The following is a 20,181-nucleotide window of genomic DNA, read 5'->3' as shown; positions in this document are numbered from 1 at the left end:
ATTTAGATTGTTCGTTGAGGAGCAAAAATAATGCTTGTCTTAATAATAATTACAATCAGTGGTTTTATCGCGTTAGGCCTCGCTATTTGGCATAAAGAGAAGCAGCGCCAGTGGGGGATTCAACGTTATTTAAAGATTTCCCAAGAAACCGGGCTACAGAAACTCAGTAAGTTGGTTGTTCGTATAGGCCAAGAAAAACGAGAAGAATTAGAGCAGCAGTTTATTGAGGCAGGGTTTTACGATACTCGGTTGGCTCGTTTTTATGTGCCAGCGAAAATAGGACTAGCCCTGGTTATTATTTTATTGGTGGTTGTTTCAGAAATGGCAATGCCAAATAAGCTGATGATAGGTGCGATTGCAATGGTAATAACGCTTATCGTGCCTGATTCAATTCTAGCGATGCGTAAGAAAATGCTTGTGAAGAAAACCTCCCGTCAGTTGCCTTATATGCTGGATATGATGTCAGTGTGTGTACAAACAGGTATGACCGTTGAAGCTGCTTTAGCTTATTTAGCAGAAGAGCTAAGAGCATTTGATAAAGATCTTTGTTTTCACATTAAAAAAACTGCAGATACATCGCGAGTGACAGGGCTTGAAAAAGCACTGTTAGAGTTGAGTGAGCGGATTCCTACATCGGAGGTGCGTAGCTTTTCGTTAACCTTGATTCAGAATATTCAGTACGGCACATCTATCGCAAATGTATTAGCGGATTTGGCGGAAGACATGCGTCAGATGCAGGTGCTTTCAATGGAAGAGAGTATTGGTAAGTTAGCTGCAAAAATGAGTGTGCCTTTGATTCTATTTATCATGTTTCCGATTGTAGTACTGATATTAGCCCCTGGGTTCATGCAGCTTTCAATAGGTTAGATTATGCGTCGATTTTATATCATTTCATTTTTATTTCTGTTTTTAATTACAGGTTGTAGCTCAAATCAAATGGCTACAGCTGTGACTGAAAAAGATCTTATCGCTGTGGGAAATCATGCAGGCCTGATTCGATTCTATAAAGATGAGCTTATTAAAGAACCTAATTCAAAAGTGATAATGCTGAAGTTAGCTCAGTCTTATTATGATTATGGTGATAGTGAATCGGCCAGTTTCTATGTCGAACAGTTAAAAAAAGAGGGTGCAAGAGAACCTGAACTTTATCTATTGTCAGGCAATATAGCAGCGGATATAGGACTGTTTGAGCAAGCCGAGACCGATTATAAGACCTCTATTGAGAAAGGCTACCATGGGGCTGAACTGTATATAAAATCGGGAATAGCTTTAACCAATATGAAGAAGTATATCCAAGCAGAAGATGCGTTTAATCAAGCAAGGCTCAAAGGGCATGACGACATTACTGTCAAAAACAACCTTGCAGTCTTGTATTTGGCTAAAGGGGAATACTTACGAGCGGTTGAGTTACTCACGCCAGTTTACCGTCAACACAGTGATGAAAAGAAGCTGGCTTTTAATTTAGCAATCTCTCTATTCAAAGTCGGTGATTACCGTGAGGCTCATCGCTTGCTAAGTGATGACTTTTCAGATGAACAGATTTCGGCGCTGTTTAATAGTTTGAGCCAGGTGAACTAATGCAATTAATTAATTCAAAAAAACGTCAATTAGGGGCTTTTTCTGTTGAATTTGCTATTGGCGCTATGGTTATGTTCTTTGTCACATTCGGGATCTTTGAACTGAGTCGGCTTATTTATGTTATCAACCTAACAGAGTCTGCGTTGCGTGAATCTTCTCGAGATACAAGAGTATGGGAAGGCGAGCGATATGATGATCTTTATCAGCAAAGGTTGATTCAAATGTTTGAGAACAAAGGTGAGATTTGGCATCTATTAGCAGATCCTAAACGTTACAGCCTATCGATTTCTTATTTTGAAAGTTTCCCCGATCTCCTTAATGACAAGCCAAGTATCACCTTAACAAAACAGCAAAGAAGCCCGCTTGCTATTTATGAAATCAGTTATGACTACACGCCTATGTTTATTCTTGCAGGTGTTTTTGAACAAAAGATATCTCGGAGAATATTAGTCACTATGGAACATGAAGGCTGGCCAGTTGATGAGAAATAAACAAAGCGGAGCATTCACTATAGAGTTAGCTTTTGTGCTTCTTTTCACATCAGCATTGTTAGCCTTTACTGGTGATATTGCATTTCAATTGCTCAATAGAGTGAACCTGGACAGGGTGAACTTTTCCTTAGTGAATATTTTAAAGGAGCGAACACGTTTCTTTGATGGAAACCTTATTGTGACATCAACCGATGTCGACGACTTAGATGTATTAGCAGCTAGGCTGCTTGGTTATGCACAGACATCTGAAACAGCTCCATACGGAATGCGAGTAGAATGGCTTGTTAACGATCGCTATTCCTCTATTAATAAGGGGATCGGAGGTGGTACTCCTTGTAGTGCAGGGGATTCACTAAAAGACAGGACGAGCCTTGTGCCTCATTCGTCAGCAGATAAGCATTTCCCTCTTTATCAAGTAACGCTCTGTTTAAATACAGACTCTTGGTTTAATCAATTTTGGGGTGATGACACGAGTCATTATATCCATTCAAGTTCAGTGATGCCGGGAAGGTAGTGCTCATGAGTAATGAAGCGATGACATTGAAACGTCAACAAGGTGCAGCGGCTATCTATTTAGTATTTCTACTCATTCCATTATTTGCCATGGTGTTTTTAGCTTTAGATGGGACTCGTTACATCCAGAAAAAAAACCGCTTGGCAGATGCGACCGAAGCGGCAAGTTTGGCAATTTCAATGGCTAATTGTGACGATCGAGATTATGAGACTCAACTTGCAAAAGACTATATCTCAAGCTACGTCCGAAATATAAAAGAGATAAGTCAGGTAAAAATAGAACGTACAGAAGAGATTGATAATTATCCGCTATCTGATGGTTCATACGAAGAGAGGGAGTACACGCAATATAGAGTGTCCGCTAAAACAGAACACTCCTCTTGGTTACACAGCGCTCTGATCCCAAGTTTTAATGAAACTGAAATGCTTGCCAATCGGGCTGTAGCTCGTGCTTATCCTAAGTATCTGGGAGACCGTGATGTAGATATAGTCTTTGTTTCTGATTTTTCTGGTTCAATGAAAGGTTCTAGGATTAACAGTCTTAAAGATGCAATTACTCAAGTATCTAATGAGATTTTAATTCCCAGAGATGGGGAGACTCAGGTACGAAATCGCGTAGCTTTAGTACCGTACAACATGCGGGTTGTTGAAGGTGGAAGTGATAGAAGTATTTGCATGACTCAACTCAAGTACCGTAATCCAAGTGGTAAAACGAGTAGCAGTTACACCGATTACGAGTCAATAAATTGGAGAGAATGGGCTAATCAAAGCTATAGCAAAGTTTCTAGTTGTGCCAATAGTAGTCGAAAGTGTAATGGGTTACCCGGACCAAGGGCTGACGCTCGTACGATTAAATCTGTGGTAAATGACAGTTCTCAAAAGTGGCCTGATAGCAGTAATTGGATTGATTACAGTCGAAGTGTTGACCAAGTATTTACACAAAGCCCAGATCATGTTCAGCACCACCCAAGTGAGGAAAGGCTCTATAGTAGCTCAATGTGTAATGGTCGCTTTTGGACAATCCCATTAACAAATCAAAAGGCGCAGATCATGAAAGTGAACAGCATGTCGCCTGACGGTGGTACTTCGGTATATCAAGGTTTGTTACGAGGTGCTCAGATATTGGATCAAGGTAGGCCTGTAAACCCTAATGAAGAGGAAGAGAAAGGCTATACCAAGCGGCTTAAAATGCTGTTGATTATCAGTGATGGTAAGGAGGACCCTTATAGAGATACTTTTTCTAATCTTGTTAATGCTGGTGTTTGTACCAAAATCCGAGAGAGATTTAACGACGGTGATCTTCCGTTGCATATGGGGGTGATTGGTGTCCAGTTTAGTGCATCAGGGCAGAATGCCTTTAAGAAGTGTGTCGGTGAAGAGAATATTATTGATGTGGGCAATTTAGATGATTTGATTCAAGAGATTTTAGATTTGATTAAAAAGGGGGCCAAAAGCGATGGGATCCCTAGACTATATTACCGACATACAGAGAGCTAATTCATGACAATTAAAACATCTTTATATTCCGGAAGCATTATAAGTGTGCTGTGGTTATTAAGTGGATGCGCCCAAGAGATTCCATCAGAGAGCACTAAGCCAAATGTGCAACAGCAACGTCAATATGAGTTAGAGTCATACTGTGCAAATAAAGGCTATAACATCAGCTATAGCGTGACAATCGAAGATGTTACTGCAATTGCAAACCATCGAGATGGATACTTGATGATCCAACAAGAAACTAATCATCCAGATATTAAATCAGCATTATTAACCTTGGCCAATCATCAAGATATTTCACTAACATGTATGGAATATTTATCGACCACAGGTTTAATCAAATGGGATGCTAAGGACGAGTTACTGGCGAGGGTCTATTTTGATTTTGACAGTAATGCGCTTACCCCTGAATCTCGCTTTATATTGGATAAAGTAGCAAAAAGACTCATTCAAAACTCTGAAGTTGTTAAGCTGGTGGGACATACCGATGCCGTTGGAACTGATGAATATAACTATAGTTTAGGTTTACGCCGAGCTAATAGTACCGAAACATACTTGTATCAACAGGGAATGAGCAATACGCAGCTAGAATCTCTTAGCCAGGGGGAATTGAAGCCAATAGCTGATAATGAAACCGGCGAGGGCAGAGGACTAAATAGAAGAGTAGAATTATTAGTTTCTCCATCTACCGTTGAGTAAATTGTAGGTGAGTTTCTATTAGAATATCTCTGAATAGAACAAGGTTAAACTTGTTTTATTCTTAACACTTATTGTTTAAGCCTTTGCTGAATTAAAGTTAAACCGAGTTTGAGAAGGTTCAAAAACGAGGGCTAGAGCTATGCCGATGTAGTATTAGACTCGGGTATAACTACAGTGAAGAAGTGTTTGGATAAGTAATACATCTACATAGCGGCCCTTTAACCCAACCTTTACTAATCGATAAGTGACAGATTCAGACTACTTTTGAGATGACATTAATCTGCACGGTCCTTTTTCAATTTATCAGAGTTTTTACTCTGAACTAGCTGAAAATCAATACTTTGAATTGGGTAGTTTCGCGGTATACATGATTGAATACGCCATTTGTTGTATACACATATTTATATGCTTTTAAGGTGAGTGTTTTATGAATAAAGTAGTGGGGATTTCTTTAGTTATCTTGGGGGGAATTTCATATTTCGCTTATGAATCATTTATCGTTAAACCTAAACATTTGGATAATTCTTCGAAGAGCATGCTTGGCCAAATTGGTATTAAAGAAAAATGGTTTGACGCCTTTAAAATTATAGATGGTTCAATAGTATTATCTAGACATATTGAGTCATCTTTTGAAGATGGGGATACTGTGCATACTATTGGAACAATTGAATATACAGTCGAAGGTCAGCATTTTTGTAGGTATGTTGATTTTAATTTTAAGCTAGGTTCATTAAACGATTATCAAATTAACAACGTATCAACTTGCTTGGATTGATTTCACACAACAATCTATTAACCCTATTTACGACACTCGGGCTTGTTAGTTAGCCGAATGTTTTTTGTTTTTGCGCATCAATCGAACACTATAGGTTTACCAATTCTGCAATTCAGTTTTAGAACCTGACTTCTTACTTATGCCCCAAAACGTATTTACCTTTGAATAAAGGTGAGTCGAATCGCCTGCTGCGGGCATATATGTAAACAGTGCCGTGACACGCAGCAAGTCAGTCCTTGGAAGTTCGGCTATATCATGGACGGTCACGGCCGTAACTGCACGTGGTAATTGGTGTACTTATTTTGATTGATGTTGCTTGATGTCTAACGCGGAAATGCCCCTTTATTAGTTGTGCCTAATGACAACACTGAATTAAGTTGGTGAAATTTTAATTAGTAAAACTTATAAATAACACCTTGACGACCCCCCTTAACAATTGGCACTAAGTGGATGACCGTGAACCTATAGCTTACCTCTTTTAAAGGTTTACTAGATATTTGGAACTTAGGTTAAATAACTGTTGATTATTTGTAAGTTGTGTAAATCTCTTTGAGGTTGATACCTGTAAATGTTCATATACCGTCTGCTTAATTACATGTTTTTTTAATATGTAAAAAACAATAACAAGGGTAGGTTTATGATACTGCTAAGAAAGTTCAGTTGGCTCACTTTTTTACTAATATGCTGTTCGTCTGCGCAAGCCGATGAAGCTTATCAATCTCAAATGGACTATTTAAGGAACTATACAGACAACCAAAATATAAATTATGAGCTTAATAGCTATAAATCCGATCTTTTTGGAGAAAACCTGAGCCTTTACAATGGCACATTGAGGTTTGAAAGGCAGGATGCTGTCATTCCTGGTAATTCTAATTTAGATATGTCCTATAGAACTTTTTATCAAACGTATATGCCAAACTCCTTAGGCTGGGAAGAAAATATTCCAAGGATTGAAGCGTTTTCTGCATATAGCCATGTAACAAAAAAATCATCATTACCTACCGACTGGCAACTTGGAAAGTTCTGTAGTGGAAATATACAAAAATCCAGAGATGGCATAGATGAAGAAGCTAGCCGAGCATTTCATACAACGCCAAGAATTGTTATCCCAGGTATCGGCTCTGAAGCATTGTTATTCAATAATGGTTCTATCGGTAAGTCAACTAGCGAGTACCGCTTTATCACCCGAAATAAATGGATTGTGAGCTGTTACTCAGAGCATGGAAGAGAAGGGTTTAAAGTTAATTTACCTAATGGTCATATTTACTATTTTAATAACGGCGATGGAGTAACACCTGAAAAATCACTAAATGTAGAGGGTGCATTTATGGTCGTTTTACCAGATAGCCCTCATTTTAGAGAACATACTGGAATATATGTATCAAAAATTGAGGATAGGTTTGGCAATCGCCTAAACTATAAATATTCAAAAAAAGGATTAAAATCTATTTCGAGTAATGATGGTCGGAGAATTGAGGTACATTATAATGGGCAAGAGAAAACAGTCCTAGCAACTGATTCTACTAACAGTTATCAAAAAAAGTGGATTTATAATAATGGGGTTATTACTAGACCAGATGGTAAGAAATGGGAGTATAATCTATATCAAATAGATGCTTGGCCGTCCGACGAACTTCTAGATGGAGGAGCATCAAACCCGCCATGTATCTTGTTTTCACAGTTTTCAGGAACGATGAGAGTTAAACACCCTGATGGTGCTGTCGGTGAATTTAGCTTTGAAGAGCGATTCCAAAATAAAGCTCGAGATTATGCTTGGGGTTTTCTCGCGCCTTGTTATAAAACATATAGTTTAGTGAAGAAAAAAATAAAGACTGGTAAAGAAGAGCTTGTATGGGAGTATGATTATTCATCGTCTTGGCGTTCGGGGTTAAGACAGTTTAAAGCAGGGGATGCTATTCCAGAAGGATATAAAATTCCATCTCCAGTCCCTAGCAATGTTGATAGGCATTTAACTAAAACAACAACGATAACATCACCTAATCAAGATAAAACCATACATTATATTAATCGGGACCATTATAGCTATCTTGAAGGTACAACGGTCGCTGAGGAGGTATACAGTAAGAGTGGACATTTATTAAGACAAATCGAGTATAGTCACAAACGCTCTGGGACGTATGGCAGTCGTTCTGTGACTCACGTTGAAGGTAATTCATTCTTAAATAATAATGCAGCAATTTTGAATAAAACAAAAACGAGTCAGAGCGGTGATATTTTTGAAAAGAAAATAAATAAATTTGACTCTTTTGACAAACCTCTTTCAATAACCGAAACGAGCAATAACGGTGAAGATGTTAGGTATTCTCTAAAGTACGATAATGACCGAACACATTGGGTTCTATCTAAGTTAAAAAGTAAAGATACTGTTGGGGACGGCAGTTTCCCCGATGTTGAATATAGCTACTACTCACCAGAGAGTGCACACGCTTCTTTATTATACCAAGTGAAAAAATTCGGTAAACTTCAAGCCACATTTAGCGAGTATCATCCTGATGGAAATATCAAAAGAATTGACTATGACTCAAGTGGACTTAAGTATTCTAAATTGGAAGATTACTATAGGGGCCGCGCTCGCAAAATAACATTGCCTTGTGCTATCCCAAACGCTTGCAATACGGTTAATGGAAGTACAACTAATACAATGATTGCTAAGTTAACAATTAATGGCGATGGTACGACAGGCAGTATTACCGATTTTAGAGGACACAAAACTACATATAACTATAATCCAATCGGCTGGCTCACTAAAATTGATTATGGTGACAATAAATGGACCGATAAATTAATTAACTATACACAAGTTAATTATGGAGACGATGGTATTGCTGGTAGTGAAATTGTTGTTGGGCAGTTAAAGCAAACAGTAACTCAAGGGAATTATGAGCGAGTTAGGTATTTTGATGGATTATTACGACCTACTTTAACCAAAGAAAGAGATAAAAGTAATGATGATACAATTAGGTACCAACAAACAGTATATGATTTTGAAAACAAACCAACACTAGAGTCTTTCCCAAGTGGTAACGCAAGCAATATGATGGGGGTCGAAACCAAATATGACGCATTGGGGCGTGTAACTGCTATAAAACGACAAAGCGATGATTCTAGCACAGAAATAACATATTTAAGTGGTAATAGAAAACAAATCTCTGATGCTAATCAAAACATCACTACTAGCACTTACTACGCATATGGTCATCCCAGTTTTAATGTCCCCACTTTAATTGAGGCGCCAGATAGTAGCGATATAGAGATTAGTTATAACAAATTTGGACAAGTGAAGAGTATTACTCAAAGAGGGGTCACAGAGAAATACTTGTATGATAATCATCAGCAGCTCTGTAAGACCTACCGACCAGAAACGGGGGTAACCGCTTTTGGTTATAATGCTCAGGGCCAAAGAATATGGCGAGCAGAAGGGACTAATGGGGGCAGTGATAGCTGTGCAGCATCATCAGTCCCTGCCTCACATAAAGTCATTATGAAATATGATAATTTAGGTAGACTTCGAGCTCAGCACTTTCCAGAACCAAGCCTTAATAAAACTTACTCTTATGATTTGAATGGTAACTTGTCCTCATTAAATTCAGGTAGCGGTAATAGCGCTATCAATTGGGAGTACAAATACAACTCACTTAATTTGTTGGAAGAAGAAACTTTATCGATGGATGGTAAAAGTTTTTCGCTTGACTGGACGTATAACAATCTAGGAGCGCTATTATCACTTAAATATCCTTCTGGAAGAAAAGTAACTTATTATCCTAATGCCCTTGGTCAACCAACTAAGGTGAGCGAAGGTACTGTAAACTATACAAACAATGTTAAATATCATCCAAATGGGACAATTAAGCAGTTAACTTATGGTAACGGTATTGTCCGTAATATTAATTTGGATACCAGTGGGCGTATCGATGAGATAAAAGACTCCAAGGGGGCTAACCATAAACTCAATATAGACCCACGTTATGACTTAAATGACAACGTTGCAGGTGTTATTGACTGGATTGACCGCAGTAATGACATTGATAATATGCGTTATGATGGCATGAATCGATTGCTATCTGCTGATGGTAAATGGGGAAGAGGTTATTACCATTATGATGGCTTAGGGAACATCACGAGTCGCAGTATAAGTGGCTCTGTTATTAATTATAATTATAACCATTTAAATCAATTAGACAGGCTTACTGGTGCATATGCTTATCGCTATCGTTATGACTCCCGAGGAAATGTTATCCATAATGGTCGCTATAATTTAAACTTTAACCATGCTAATCAATTAACGGCAGCCAAAGGGTTGGCTTATCGTTATGACGGTCATAATCGACGCGTTAAAAAACAAAATGATTACAGTATATATAGCCAAGGAGGGCAACTGTTACATCGTGAAAAAGCCAATGGAGAAAAGACCGATACCATTTACTTAGGTAAGCAAATCATGGCGGAAATAACGTTAACAGGAAATAACAACCCACCCCCTCCAGAATTACCAATAGCGAAACCCAGTATGAACCTTATATTTTCGGCCAATCATGTTGGGGAGGGATGTCGGAAAAATTTCGGATGCATAACTCCGGTATATCCCTCTCCATATAAGCAATTACAATTTGAGCCTTTGCCTCCTATTAATCTTACCAGAGGGTACTACTTATTATCATGGACGACGAAGGGCGCAGAAACGTGTTCAGGTAAGGTATTACGCAATGGTTCAACCAGCAAAGTATTAACGGGTACAAGTACAATGGGGATTAATTTTGAAAATGATGGAGCCTTGTATCAAGCAAGTTTAACGTGTGTTGGACGTGGTGGTTCAACCACTAAAACAGCAATTATTGGGGGGAATGGCGATGAATATTAATGAATATGTTGGGATACGCTATATATCAACAACGCTATTATTGATTTTATGTTTAATGATGAGTCCTCTTGAGGCCGCTCAAACCATACGTTATCAACATACCGACATGCTAGGTACACCAGTAATGGAAACCGATGAAGCTGGTAATGTCATCAGTCGAAGTGTGTACGAACCATTTGGTAAGCGTCTTGGTGGTGAGAAAGCGGGTATAGGCTACACAGGTCATTTGCAAGATCCAGACCTTGGGCTAACCTATATGCAGGCACGATACTATGATCCACTTATCGGGCGTTTCTACTCGAATGATCCTTTATCATTCAGGGATGTACATAGCTTTAATCGTTATGCTTATGCGAATAATAATCCGTACAAATATACTGATCCTACAGGAGAAGCTGCCGAAAGCTGGTTAAATAGGCCTAGCGGTGTGAGTATTCAGCAAAATCAGAATGCTTATTCTGAAGCTGCTGCGATCGGTGCTGCCGTTTGGACTGCTGGTGCAGCATCTGTATCAATGACAGCTTCTGCATCAGTTACAGCCTTGGAAGTTACAGCTTTAGCGACAGGGGATTCTGTTAGTGGAGTTAGTGGAATAAGTCGAGGAAAGCAGGTTGGCAGTATAATAAAAAAAGATGGTTCGACTAAAGCAAGTACAATTAAGGCGAAAGCAGAATCGGTAGGATTTACACCCCAGCAATCCTCTAATGGCCCTTTAAAATTAGTTGATGAAGCTGGCACACCTAGGGTTACTATTAAGGGAGGGAGCGATAGAGCACCAGGCAGTGCAGCTCCTCATGTAGAGCTAAAAGATTCAAATGGCCAACGCGTAAGCCCTTCGGGCTCACCTGTTACACGTAGAAGCCCTGAGAACCACACCCCAATAGAGAATGACTTGTAAGATGAAAAACTATTATGAAATCGATATATTAAAAAATTTTTACCTTGAAGATTCATATGTTATAGATATCAAAGAAACTGAAAACAGTATTATTTTTTATATGGAGTTCGTCTTAAAACCGGCCCATTCTAGCTACTCTGAACCTCTTGATGACGAGCAATACTGTTATAAAAGTGGCACTATTGAGTTTATGAATTGCAGCTCTATTACTTGGATAAGCAGAGCAAAACAGACTTTTACTGATCGAAATGAAAATGTTGATTATGGAAATATCGACTCATTTTTTCGTAAAGGAGATGTCAATTATCTAGAAGGTGACTGGGGAATAGTTGAGTTCGCTAATTTAGAGCGAAATATTGCAATCACTTTGAGTGAAAACATGTAACTTCAATCACGACTCTAGATGTCATAAAGAATACATCTATCCAAGCCCCGCAAGGGGCTTTATTTTTGGCTGATTTATGCTCCACCGTCTGCCGACACTCTTCGGAATAGCCAGCCAATTTACTTTGGATCTGATGCTGGCTTTGTTCGGAATGCCTGCCGAGAGTGATTGGATTTTGCACGTACTAAATAAAAAATGCCCCTTTATTAGTTACAGGCAAAAGCAGGAAGCAACTGTGAGGAGGCCTGTTGGCCTACTTTTACTAATCGATAAGTAGTAATCACGAGTTGCTTTCAATTCAACATCAATACCAATGCTCACTGTGCAAATGTCTATGGGCATTTATCCAGTAACACTCTTTTATAGTGCTTATAAATCAATAGCTTTTATCGAGTAAAAATTAAATAATAGGTTTGTTAAATGTGCATGCGCGCTTTGCCAAATACGTGCGAATGCGCACTATACAATTTTTATGCTTATCATCCAACATCGGTGCAAAATATTAATTTTAAAGGAATAGATTTAAGTCAAACATCCTCTTGTTAATGAGTGTTATTGTTTGAAATAACTGTTCAGAGTTTAGGTGTATAAATGTCGATAACGAACAAATCAATAAAACTGTTGTGGTCAAATGCTGCTGGTAGGTGTTCATTTAGAAGCTGTGGTGAAAGATTATCAGTTGAAGAAGCAGAAGGTGTTACTCCTTATACTCTTGGTGAAATGGCACATATTAAGGGTAATAAACTCGGCTCTAATCGCTATGATGTAGAACAATCAGCTATTGAAAGAGATAGCTATGAAAATCTTATATTGCTTTGTCCAACTCACCATACATTGATAGATAAAGCCGAAAATGAGGATGCGTTCCCCATTGAATTACTCCACGAAATGAAGCGTGAGCATGAGAGTTTTATTTCAACTCGGTTACAGGGTACAAAGATAGATAATATTGACCAGCTTAAGGACAAAATTGCTCCTTATATGGCTGAAAACTATCAAGCGTGGGAGCAATACGGTCCCATGTCAGAAAATGCGCGAAAAAACCCTAATAGTGACCAAGTTTACGCTTTATGGACCTCAGAGCGTCTTTCAACGATCGTTCCAAATAATAGGGAAATCGCAGCCCTTGTGCAGGAATACAGAGAGTTGTTCTCTCGCAGGGAACAAAGAGTTGTAAGTAAGTTTATACAACATGTCGAAAGTTATGAGCAATGGGTTCATGATAAAATCCCTTACAACGCTGTTCAGCGCTTTCCGAGCGACTTTGAAGACTTAATATTAGGAGAATAATATGCCCGCACATAATGATAACTTTCCTTGGATGAGTTACTACGGAAATTACAGGTTCTTTGAACAGCGTATGAATGAGCATAGTAAGGTTAGTTCATGTGAACAGTTGGATGCGGGTCTATATAGTATTGAACTGAATAATGGAAGTACTCTTAAGGTATTTATATGTGAATGTTATTCGTTCGGCACGGCTGAGTATGTCGAGTCTTGCGAAAACTACGGTGCTCTTGATGCTGTTGTTATAAGCTCAAATTGGTGTGGTTATGGTCTTGAGCTAAAGCGAGATTGTATGGCAGATAAAGTTGGAATCTTCGATGTTCGTGGTTTTATGGCTGCAATCAATAAAAATGAATATTGGACTTATATGACAGAGTACGAAAAAGATAAATTTAAAGAGTATGGTTGGTTGTAAAATTGTTAGCTAAAGTCTATGGCTTTGGTTCCTACTTTAAAGGGGCAGAGGCTTTCAATGATATAGATATCTTGATTGTTCATAATTCGACTAGCCGTAAGTCATGCTTAGAAGCCATTTCATTGAAGAAAGGTCTAATGGCAAAAGTAGAAAAAGCCTCAATAACTATGCTTTCTAAATCAGAAGAAGCTGAACTGAACTTTATAAGTAAAGCATCAGCGAAGTATCTGTTGTCTTACAACGGCAGTAATTTGTGTGACGTTATTTCTATCATAGAAACTATGAAACCAACTGATAGATAAACATAACAAAGCAATCAAGGTGACCCGTTACACTCGGTGGTTTGGTTCGGAGTTCGGCGCTTGGTAAGTTAATCGTGGGGCACCTTATTGCAGGCGTTAAAAAAAGTATGGACAAACAAGAACATTGTAAAGAAGTTTACGCATATTACGGTTTAGCGATGTATCGTGCGCAGTGTGTGGAACAGTCAATTATTCAGTTGCTCATCTTTTGTGATTTATACGAAAGAGAGGCAAAGTCTAAACACACCCAAGAGGAGTGGGAGGCTAAGTTTGATAGCTTTGATCAGGAAGTTAGTGATAAGACGATGGGGAGGCTAATAGGACACCTAAAATCTTTAAACGTACTTCAAGCGACTACAGAATCGTTGTTGGCTAAGGCTCTCAAGGAGCGTAACTTCTTGGCTCATAGCTATTTCCAAGCTAAGGCTATGGATTTTATGAACGAGTCTGGGCGTAATAAGATGATTACAGGATTGGAAAAATCAATAGAGTTGTTCAATCAAGTCGAGGACATCTTAAACCCGATCACAATGACTGTCGCAGCAAAGTATGGGTTAACCGAGGAAGTTCTAGCAAATATCCAAAAACAGGCTCTGGAAGAGGCGAAAACTGACCTTTAACAAGAGACTATGGAGTCAATAGCTAACTTTGAGCTTTTGGCGCTTTCCGCATTACACTATCTCTTAGCATCAAAGGCAAAGGGGTCGGAGCGAATAAGATAAATTGAGATACTTTGCCTCATCTAAGTCACTCCTGATAGACCAGATACTCTAACGCATTTCTGTCCAAAAATGAGTTAGGCCTTTAGCCATAACTCTAAATATTAAAGGTTATGCTGTTCTAACCAAGTGTAGATACAGCTGATGCCATCGTAGAGCTTACAGGGACGTACTTGAAGCGTGTCTCAGAAGTGTCTGCACATACGCTGGCCGCAGGCCATTGAAACCACTTTTGTCCAATAATGAGCTACGAATGTCATAACTTTGTAGAACTCTAATTTTAATAATTCTAACCTCGTCTTGACTGTTGTATATGCTCACTCCACCAGCACATTAGCTCTCTGCGCCGCTCAATGTAGTCGGCGCGATTATATGCCGCTCTTACGGTGTTTTTATCTACATGAGCCAATGAAACCTCAATAAGCTCAGCATCAAAGCCTTGTTCGTTTAGTGTAGTGCTGGCTAATGCACGTAGCCCGTGGGCCACTAGACGGCCTTTGTAGCCCATACGTTTGATAGCCATATTGGCCGTTTCGGTGTTGGTGTGGTTATTTTTGTTTCTATCTGCAGGGAATATATATTCCAAGTCACCACTGATCTTCTGCATGCGCTCTAGTAGTGATATAACCTGTGGTGTGAGTGGGATGATATGCTCACGCTTCATCTTCATGCGCTCTGCAGGAACAACCCATATTTTCTTATCAAAATCAATTTCAGCCCACTTAGCCATAGCTGCTTCCGCGGGGCGAGTCATGGTATGTAATTGAAGCTCTATCAAGCAGCGAGTTGTTAGCTTGATACTCGCGTAGGACAGCGCCTCCATAAGCTCAGGAAGTTCATCAGGTTTAATTGTGGGCATTTGGCGTTTTTCTGGAATGCCAAATGCTGCAGCTATGCCAATAAGCGGGTTTGAGTGGATTAGGCCAGTATTGACTGCAAAGGTCATTACTTCGTTTAGCCAGCTGATCACGCGCTTGCAGGTTTCTACATTGCCTTTAGCTTCTGCTGGCTTGAGTACTTGAATAACTTGTGGGGCGGTTAAGGCACTGACCGGTGTTTCACCTAGGGTTGGGAAGAGGTAAAGCTCAAGGCGACGATACAGCTTTTGGCCGTGATTTTCAGAGACCTTTTGCTTTTTAATTTCAAACCAAGCGTCAGTTACCGATCTTAGGGTGTTTTCTGCATCGGTTTTTACAGCAGCTTTTTGTTGCTGCTGGTGGTGTTGTGGATCGATACCTTGAGCAAGTAACTCTCGGGCAGCTTCTCTTCGCTTTCTTGCTTCAGCTAGTGGCACATCAGGGTAGGTGCCTAAACCTAGGTTTGCTCTTTTCTTGGTGACAGGGCGTGAGTAATTAAGCAGCCAAAACTTTGAACCACTAGTTTTGATCCTAAGTGATAGCCCCCTACCATCAGAGAGGTTGTATTCTTTTTCTTTAGGTTTTGCGTTTGCAACAGCAGTAGCAGTAAGAGGCTTGGTAGTATTGGCCATTATTTGTAACACCCAAATCGCGAAGTGGTTTTGATGTTACATTGAGTGTTACTTAAAACTCAAGCTGCTATGAAATGGTAATAGACGTTGATGGACGCTAAGTTATTGATTTTAGCGTTTTACAGGCAGAAAAAAAGACGCCCGAAGACGTCTTTGTTCCTGTATTTGGTGGAGGCGGCGGGGCTCGAACCCGCGTCCAAAAAGCCTACATCCAAGGCGCTACATGCTTAGTCTCTCTTTTGGTTAACCAAGTACACTCCGAAAGACAGGATTGCAATTGGCGAGTTCAGTACTATTTCGCGGTTCACCCCTGAACGTGGTTCCCTCGCTATCAAATGTAAAGGTGACCATCTTATTACTCTGCCCATTTGAGAAACGTGAGCAAGATGGCTAGCTAGCCTAAGCTGCTAGAGCGTAGTTATCGTCGTTTGCAACTATAACTGTGCGGCTTTTTACGAGGCCAACCGCCCCTCGGCATGCTCCCAGGGTTTCGAGAATCTTGTCGAATCCAGAATCGCCCCCAAGTACAATTTGATTGTAACGCGTCATATCTTGTTTTAACAAGGATAAAAAGCACATTACTAATCGATTGTTCGTTATACGACCGTTATTGGTCATATTCTTGTATCTATTACTGTTGAACAGCCTTTTTCATGGTTCGAGACTTTTCAATCTGCCATTCACGGTCTTTGGTATCCTCACGTTTATCGTGATCTTTCTTACCTTTACCTAAGCCGATCTCTATTTTTACCCAAGCACCTTTTTGCCAATACATTGAAATAGGTACGATTGAGTAACCTTTACGTTCCACCAAGCCTTCTAGCTTATCCAGCTCTTTACGTTTAAGTAGTAATTTACGTGAGCGCAATGGATCACATACTACATGTGAAGATGCTGTATTAAGCGGGGCGATTGTGCAGCCAAAAAGGTAAGCTTCGCCTTCCCTTAAGAATACGTAGCTTTCAGACAAGTTTACCTTGCCCATACGAATAGACTTCACTTCCCACCCCATGAGGGATAGGCCCGCTTCTAGCTTCTCTTCGAACTTATAATCGAAGGTCGCGCGTTTGTTACGTGCGATGGAAGCTGAACTGTTCTTTGAGTTTTTTGCATTTTTCTTAGCCATAGGGAAGTCATTATACTCAGGCAAAACAAATATGGAATTAGCGACATCGAATTATTCGATGATTTCTGTTGTAACGTAGCGAGTTTGTTTGCTTTTTAATCGCTTAAAGCAGCAGTACTGTATCATAGATGCGTTTTCTTGTGTTCATGCTAAAATCGACCTTTCGAATTTAATTACCGAGTATCTATCGTCAATGCCGCAAATTTCACGCAGTGTTTTAGTTCGCTTTAGTGCGATGCAGATGTATGACTTAGTTAATGATGTTGAGTCTTATAAAGAGTTTTTACCTGGTTGCGTGGGTGGCAAGGTTATTGAATTCGACGGCAAGACCATGGTTGCATCAGTGGATGTGTCAAAAGCTGGGATCAGTAAAACCTTTACTACGCGTAATCAGGTTGTACCTGGTAAAAGCATTCAATTGCAATTGGAAAATGGCCCATTTAAGGAATTAGTTGGTCAATGGACGTTCACAGAGCTAACAGAGGATGCTTGTAAAGTAGACTTTGAGTTGAGTTTTGAGTTTTCAAGCTCCATTGTTGATATGGCTTTTGGTAAGGTTTTTAAAGAATTGATGGGCTCTATGGTGACGGCGTTTACAAGCCGTGCAAAGGTGATATACAAATGAGTACAGAGCAAGCGCCATTTATTGTTGAAGTGATATACGCTTTAGCTAAGCAGCAAAAGTTGATAAAGGTTAATGTCCCTGTGGGAACGACTTGCATCGAGGCGGTAAAGCTTAGTGGTATGCAGAGTTACTTTCCTGAGATCGATCTAGAAACCGTCAAGTTGGGTATTTTTAGCCGTTTAGTTAAACACGATGAAGTGTTGCAACCTGGACAACGAGTTGAGATTTACCGTCCTTTAATTGCTGACCCTAAAGATGTGCGCCGTAAACGCGCGGAAAAAGCTAAAGAGGATGGTCGTATTAATAAGATCACCGGCAGTAAAATATAATTTCATTGCGCAGTTAGCTCTTAGCAAATTGAAACAATAAAAAATGGCGAGTAACCAATTAGGTTCTCGCCATTTTTCATTTAATCAGCTGTTATTATTCAAACTTTTCAGATAGTGACTCAGGTTGAGTTTCTTTTTCTTCGACCAATGGTTCAGCTTGCGGACGTTGCTCCGGAATCAACGGATCATCTTCAGGAATATTCACTTCAGGTAGTCGGCTATCCTCTAGCGGAGTATTAAAGTCGGCGCTTAATTCATAGTCACCTTTCACTTCAACTAACTGATTACCGTTGAAGTTAAGAATAAGCTCTTTATGAGTAATACTAGCATCACGACCACTTTTGTAGTGGTAGACATAGTACCAAGTATCATCAGAAAAACTATCCCGTAACACTGGACGACCAAGTACATACTCTACTTGTTCTTTAGTCATGTCGATTCTAAGTTTTTCGACCTGTTGTTTTTCCATATAGTTACCCTGAGGGATATCAGGCTTATAGATCAACCAGTCAAAAACACCGCATGAACTAAGTGATAACGAGAGCGCAGCAGCGCCCAAAAGGGTAAGACTTTTCTTTTTAATTGTCATTGAATGCGCTACTTCATCAAAATCTGTCGGTCATAATACCCAAGGCTTCCCCCTTATGACAAGGGTAATTGCTAATGGGTGTGCTTGGTGCATGATTCTATACACAAATTGCAGATTTTAATATTAATCTCTGCAGGATAAATATATTGAGTCGAAAAATAACATTTAGTTCCGAATAGAGATTGCTTGTTGGCTTATTTCAGCGTTTTTTACCCTTACCTATATTAGATGACATGTTTGATTGTGGTAGTACAGAGCGTATTTTATAGCGTTTAATTCAGTTTGTGCTAATGCTTGGGGGCTTATCTAGGCGACTGCTGCTTTTAAGATTACTACTTGTAAAAACAACTTGTTAGTTTGTGTTTTAGTTGTGTAATGGTTATGTTAGTTTAATGGTGTTTGGCGATTTTTAATCGCTAAGATTGAGCGCTAAATCACCAATAATAATGATAAATGAATTAACAGGCAGCTAAATAAATGGAAGCAGATAAAAAAGGGACTTTAATTTGTGTCGGTACAGGACTCAACTTGGCCGGACAGATAAGCGTTATGAGTAAAAGTTATCTCGAACATGCTGACGTGGTCTTCTCTTTAGTGTCTGACAGCTTTACTCAGAATTGGCTTGAGTCGCTTAACCAAGATGTGCGTAGTCTTCAGCCTTATTATGCACAAGAGGGCGAAGTCAAAAATCGTCGTGATACATACAAGCAGATGGTTGAAGCGATTATTGAGCAAGTTCGTCTAGGTAAAAAAGTTGTTTGCGCACTATATGGGCACCCAGGCGTATTTGCTTGTGTGTCGCATTTTGCTATTGCACAAGCTAGAGACGAGGGATATACAGCCCAAATGGAGCCGGGGATTTCTGCTGAAGCTTGTTTATGGGCTGATATTGGCATAGATCCAGGGGCTTCAGGACATCAAAGCTTCGAAGCTAGCCAGTTTATGTTCTATAAGCATACTCCCGACCCGACAACACATCTATTGCTGTGGCAGATTGGTATTGCCGGTGAACATACTTTAACCGAGTTTCATACTTCATCAGATAGGTTGCAAGTGTTAGTGGAGCAGCTTAACGAGTGGTATCCGCTAGAACATGAAATCGTGCTTTACGAGGCTCCAAACCTACCTACTCAGTCTCCAAGGATCGATAGAATCGTGCTCAAGAATTTGCCATTTGCGCGCCTTTCATCTATCACCACTTTACTAATACCACCATCGCGTGAGCTTGAGTTTAACCATCAGGTATTGGCTAAGCTTGGGATTACAGCTGAAGAGTTAGGTTAATTCAACGCTAATTTTAACACTATATATCTTCGCTACCACGTGGCTAATTAAAACCAACCAAAATGTTCATCTATTTAAGGGAATAATAATGTCAAAGTTTAATGTGTTTTTCGAGAAGTTAGGTTCTGATGCAAAATTACTAGAGCAATACAAACAAGACCCTCAAGCTGTTATGCAGGCGCATGGTTTGAGTGAGGAGGAAATTCAAGTGGTGCTTTCTGGTGATAAAAATAAGATAGAATCTATTGCAGGCGCTAAACCTATGGGCTCATATACAGTAGTTTTTACGAGTAATAGATAG

21 protein-coding genes and 1 other RNA gene are annotated in these 20,181 nt (G+C 39.6%); 18 read left to right on the top strand and 4 right to left on the bottom strand.

Annotated features, from left to right (window positions below):
• Positions 1-30: 30 nt before the first annotated feature.
• The 14 genes from L2747_RS04945 to L2747_RS04880 all read left to right on the top strand — a co-directional run bounded on the left by L2747_RS04945 (position 31) and on the right by L2747_RS04880 (position 14,339).
• Positions 31-867, top strand: a complete 837-nt coding sequence (locus tag L2747_RS04945; RefSeq protein WP_248997978.1) for a type II secretion system F family protein — start codon at positions 31-33, stop codon at positions 865-867.
• Positions 868-870: 3 nt separating this feature from the next.
• Entirely contained in the window at positions 871-1,578 is a 708-nt protein-coding gene (locus tag L2747_RS04940; protein ID WP_248997977.1) for a tetratricopeptide repeat protein, read from the top strand.
• Positions 1,578-2,069: a TadE family protein gene (locus L2747_RS04935; protein WP_248997976.1), complete on the top strand. Its 492-nt coding sequence runs from the start codon at positions 1,578-1,580 to the stop codon at positions 2,067-2,069. Before L2747_RS04940 ends, L2747_RS04935 begins: the two co-directional genes overlap by 1 nt.
• Positions 2,059-2,583 (top strand): tight adherence pilus pseudopilin TadF, encoded by a 525-nt coding sequence (gene tadF / locus L2747_RS04930; RefSeq protein ID WP_248997975.1) that lies wholly within the window; start codon positions 2,059-2,061, stop codon positions 2,581-2,583. Before L2747_RS04935 ends, tadF begins: the two co-directional genes overlap by 11 nt.
• 5 nt (positions 2,584-2,588) lie before the next feature.
• Positions 2,589-4,079 (top strand): TadE/TadG family type IV pilus assembly protein, encoded by a 1,491-nt coding sequence (locus tag L2747_RS04925; protein ID WP_248997974.1) that lies wholly within the window; start codon positions 2,589-2,591, stop codon positions 4,077-4,079.
• Between the two features lie 3 nt (positions 4,080-4,082).
• Positions 4,083-4,778, top strand: a complete 696-nt coding sequence (locus L2747_RS04920) for an OmpA family protein (protein WP_248997973.1) — start codon at positions 4,083-4,085, stop codon at positions 4,776-4,778.
• A gap of 427 nt (positions 4,779-5,205) precedes the next feature.
• Entirely contained in the window at positions 5,206-5,553 is a 348-nt protein-coding gene (locus tag L2747_RS04915; protein ID WP_248997972.1) for a hypothetical protein, read from the top strand.
• A 637-nt stretch (positions 5,554-6,190) separates the two neighbouring features.
• Positions 6,191-10,432, top strand: coding sequence for an RHS repeat domain-containing protein (locus L2747_RS04910; RefSeq protein ID WP_248997971.1), 4,242 nt, complete (start codon positions 6,191-6,193; stop codon positions 10,430-10,432).
• Positions 10,422-11,330, top strand: coding sequence for an RHS repeat-associated core domain-containing protein (locus L2747_RS04905; RefSeq protein ID WP_248997970.1), 909 nt, complete (start codon positions 10,422-10,424; stop codon positions 11,328-11,330). Before L2747_RS04910 ends, L2747_RS04905 begins: the two co-directional genes overlap by 11 nt.
• Position 11,331: 1 nt before the next feature.
• Positions 11,332-11,715: an SRPBCC family protein gene (locus L2747_RS04900; RefSeq protein WP_248997969.1), complete on the top strand. Its 384-nt coding sequence runs from the start codon at positions 11,332-11,334 to the stop codon at positions 11,713-11,715.
• A 591-nt stretch (positions 11,716-12,306) separates the two neighbouring features.
• Complete coding sequence (locus tag L2747_RS04895; protein ID WP_248997968.1) at positions 12,307-13,005, top strand: HNH endonuclease signature motif containing protein; 699 nt, start codon at positions 12,307-12,309, stop codon at positions 13,003-13,005.
• Between the two features lies 1 nt (position 13,006).
• A complete protein-coding gene (locus tag L2747_RS04890) occupies positions 13,007-13,417 on the top strand; it encodes a hypothetical protein (RefSeq protein WP_248997967.1) in 411 nt (136 codons plus the stop codon).
• Positions 13,408-13,719 carry a hypothetical protein gene (locus L2747_RS04885; protein ID WP_248997966.1) on the top strand — a complete coding sequence of 104 codons (312 nt, stop codon included), beginning with the start codon at positions 13,408-13,410 and terminating at the stop codon, positions 13,717-13,719. Before L2747_RS04890 ends, L2747_RS04885 begins: the two co-directional genes overlap by 10 nt.
• A gap of 107 nt (positions 13,720-13,826) precedes the next feature.
• On the top strand, positions 13,827-14,339 hold the full coding sequence (locus L2747_RS04880) for a hypothetical protein (RefSeq protein ID WP_248997965.1): 513 nt from the start codon (positions 13,827-13,829) through the stop codon (positions 14,337-14,339).
• A 388-nt stretch (positions 14,340-14,727) separates the two neighbouring features.
• Here the strand turns inward: L2747_RS04880 and L2747_RS04875 are convergent, their stop codons facing one another.
• The 3 genes from L2747_RS04875 to smpB all read right to left on the bottom strand — a co-directional run bounded on the left by L2747_RS04875 (position 14,728) and on the right by smpB (position 17,053).
• Positions 14,728-15,927, bottom strand: a complete 1,200-nt coding sequence (locus L2747_RS04875; RefSeq protein ID WP_248997964.1) for an integrase domain-containing protein — start codon at positions 15,925-15,927, stop codon at positions 14,728-14,730.
• Positions 15,928-16,093: 166 nt separating this feature from the next.
• Positions 16,094-16,449, bottom strand: a transfer-messenger RNA (tmRNA) gene (gene ssrA / locus L2747_RS04870).
• Positions 16,450-16,558: 109 nt separating this feature from the next.
• Complete coding sequence (smpB, locus tag L2747_RS04865; RefSeq protein WP_220760005.1) at positions 16,559-17,053, bottom strand: SsrA-binding protein SmpB; 495 nt, start codon at positions 17,051-17,053, stop codon at positions 16,559-16,561.
• 193 nt (positions 17,054-17,246) lie between these two features.
• On the opposite strand from smpB, the gene L2747_RS04860 reads away from it, so the two are divergent.
• Positions 17,247-17,678 carry an SRPBCC family protein gene (locus L2747_RS04860; RefSeq protein WP_248998072.1) on the top strand — a complete coding sequence of 144 codons (432 nt, stop codon included), beginning with the start codon at positions 17,247-17,249 and terminating at the stop codon, positions 17,676-17,678.
• Positions 17,675-18,007, top strand: coding sequence for an RnfH family protein (locus L2747_RS04855; protein ID WP_248997963.1), 333 nt, complete (start codon positions 17,675-17,677; stop codon positions 18,005-18,007). The genes L2747_RS04860 and L2747_RS04855 overlap by 4 nt, the downstream gene beginning before the upstream one ends.
• Positions 18,008-18,101: 94 nt before the next feature.
• On the opposite strand, the gene L2747_RS04850 is transcribed toward L2747_RS04855, so the two are convergent.
• Positions 18,102-18,596, bottom strand: a complete 495-nt coding sequence (locus L2747_RS04850; protein ID WP_248997962.1) for an outer membrane protein assembly factor BamE — start codon at positions 18,594-18,596, stop codon at positions 18,102-18,104.
• Positions 18,597-19,073: 477 nt separating this feature from the next.
• Here L2747_RS04850 and L2747_RS04845 point away from each other — a divergent pair, with 477 nt between their 5' ends.
• Together L2747_RS04845 and L2747_RS04840 are read left to right on the top strand one after the other, a co-directional pair.
• Complete coding sequence (locus L2747_RS04845; RefSeq protein ID WP_248997961.1) at positions 19,074-19,880, top strand: SAM-dependent methyltransferase; 807 nt, start codon at positions 19,074-19,076, stop codon at positions 19,878-19,880.
• A gap of 88 nt (positions 19,881-19,968) precedes the next feature.
• Positions 19,969-20,181 carry a hypothetical protein gene (locus L2747_RS04840; protein WP_248997960.1) on the top strand — a complete coding sequence of 71 codons (213 nt, stop codon included), beginning with the start codon at positions 19,969-19,971 and terminating at the stop codon, positions 20,179-20,181.

The organism is Shewanella marinintestina, from assembly GCF_023283845.1.
Lineage (GTDB): Bacteria > Pseudomonadota > Gammaproteobacteria > Enterobacterales > Shewanellaceae > Shewanella > Shewanella marinintestina.
This window is presented reverse-complemented; position numbering and strand designations above follow the sequence as displayed.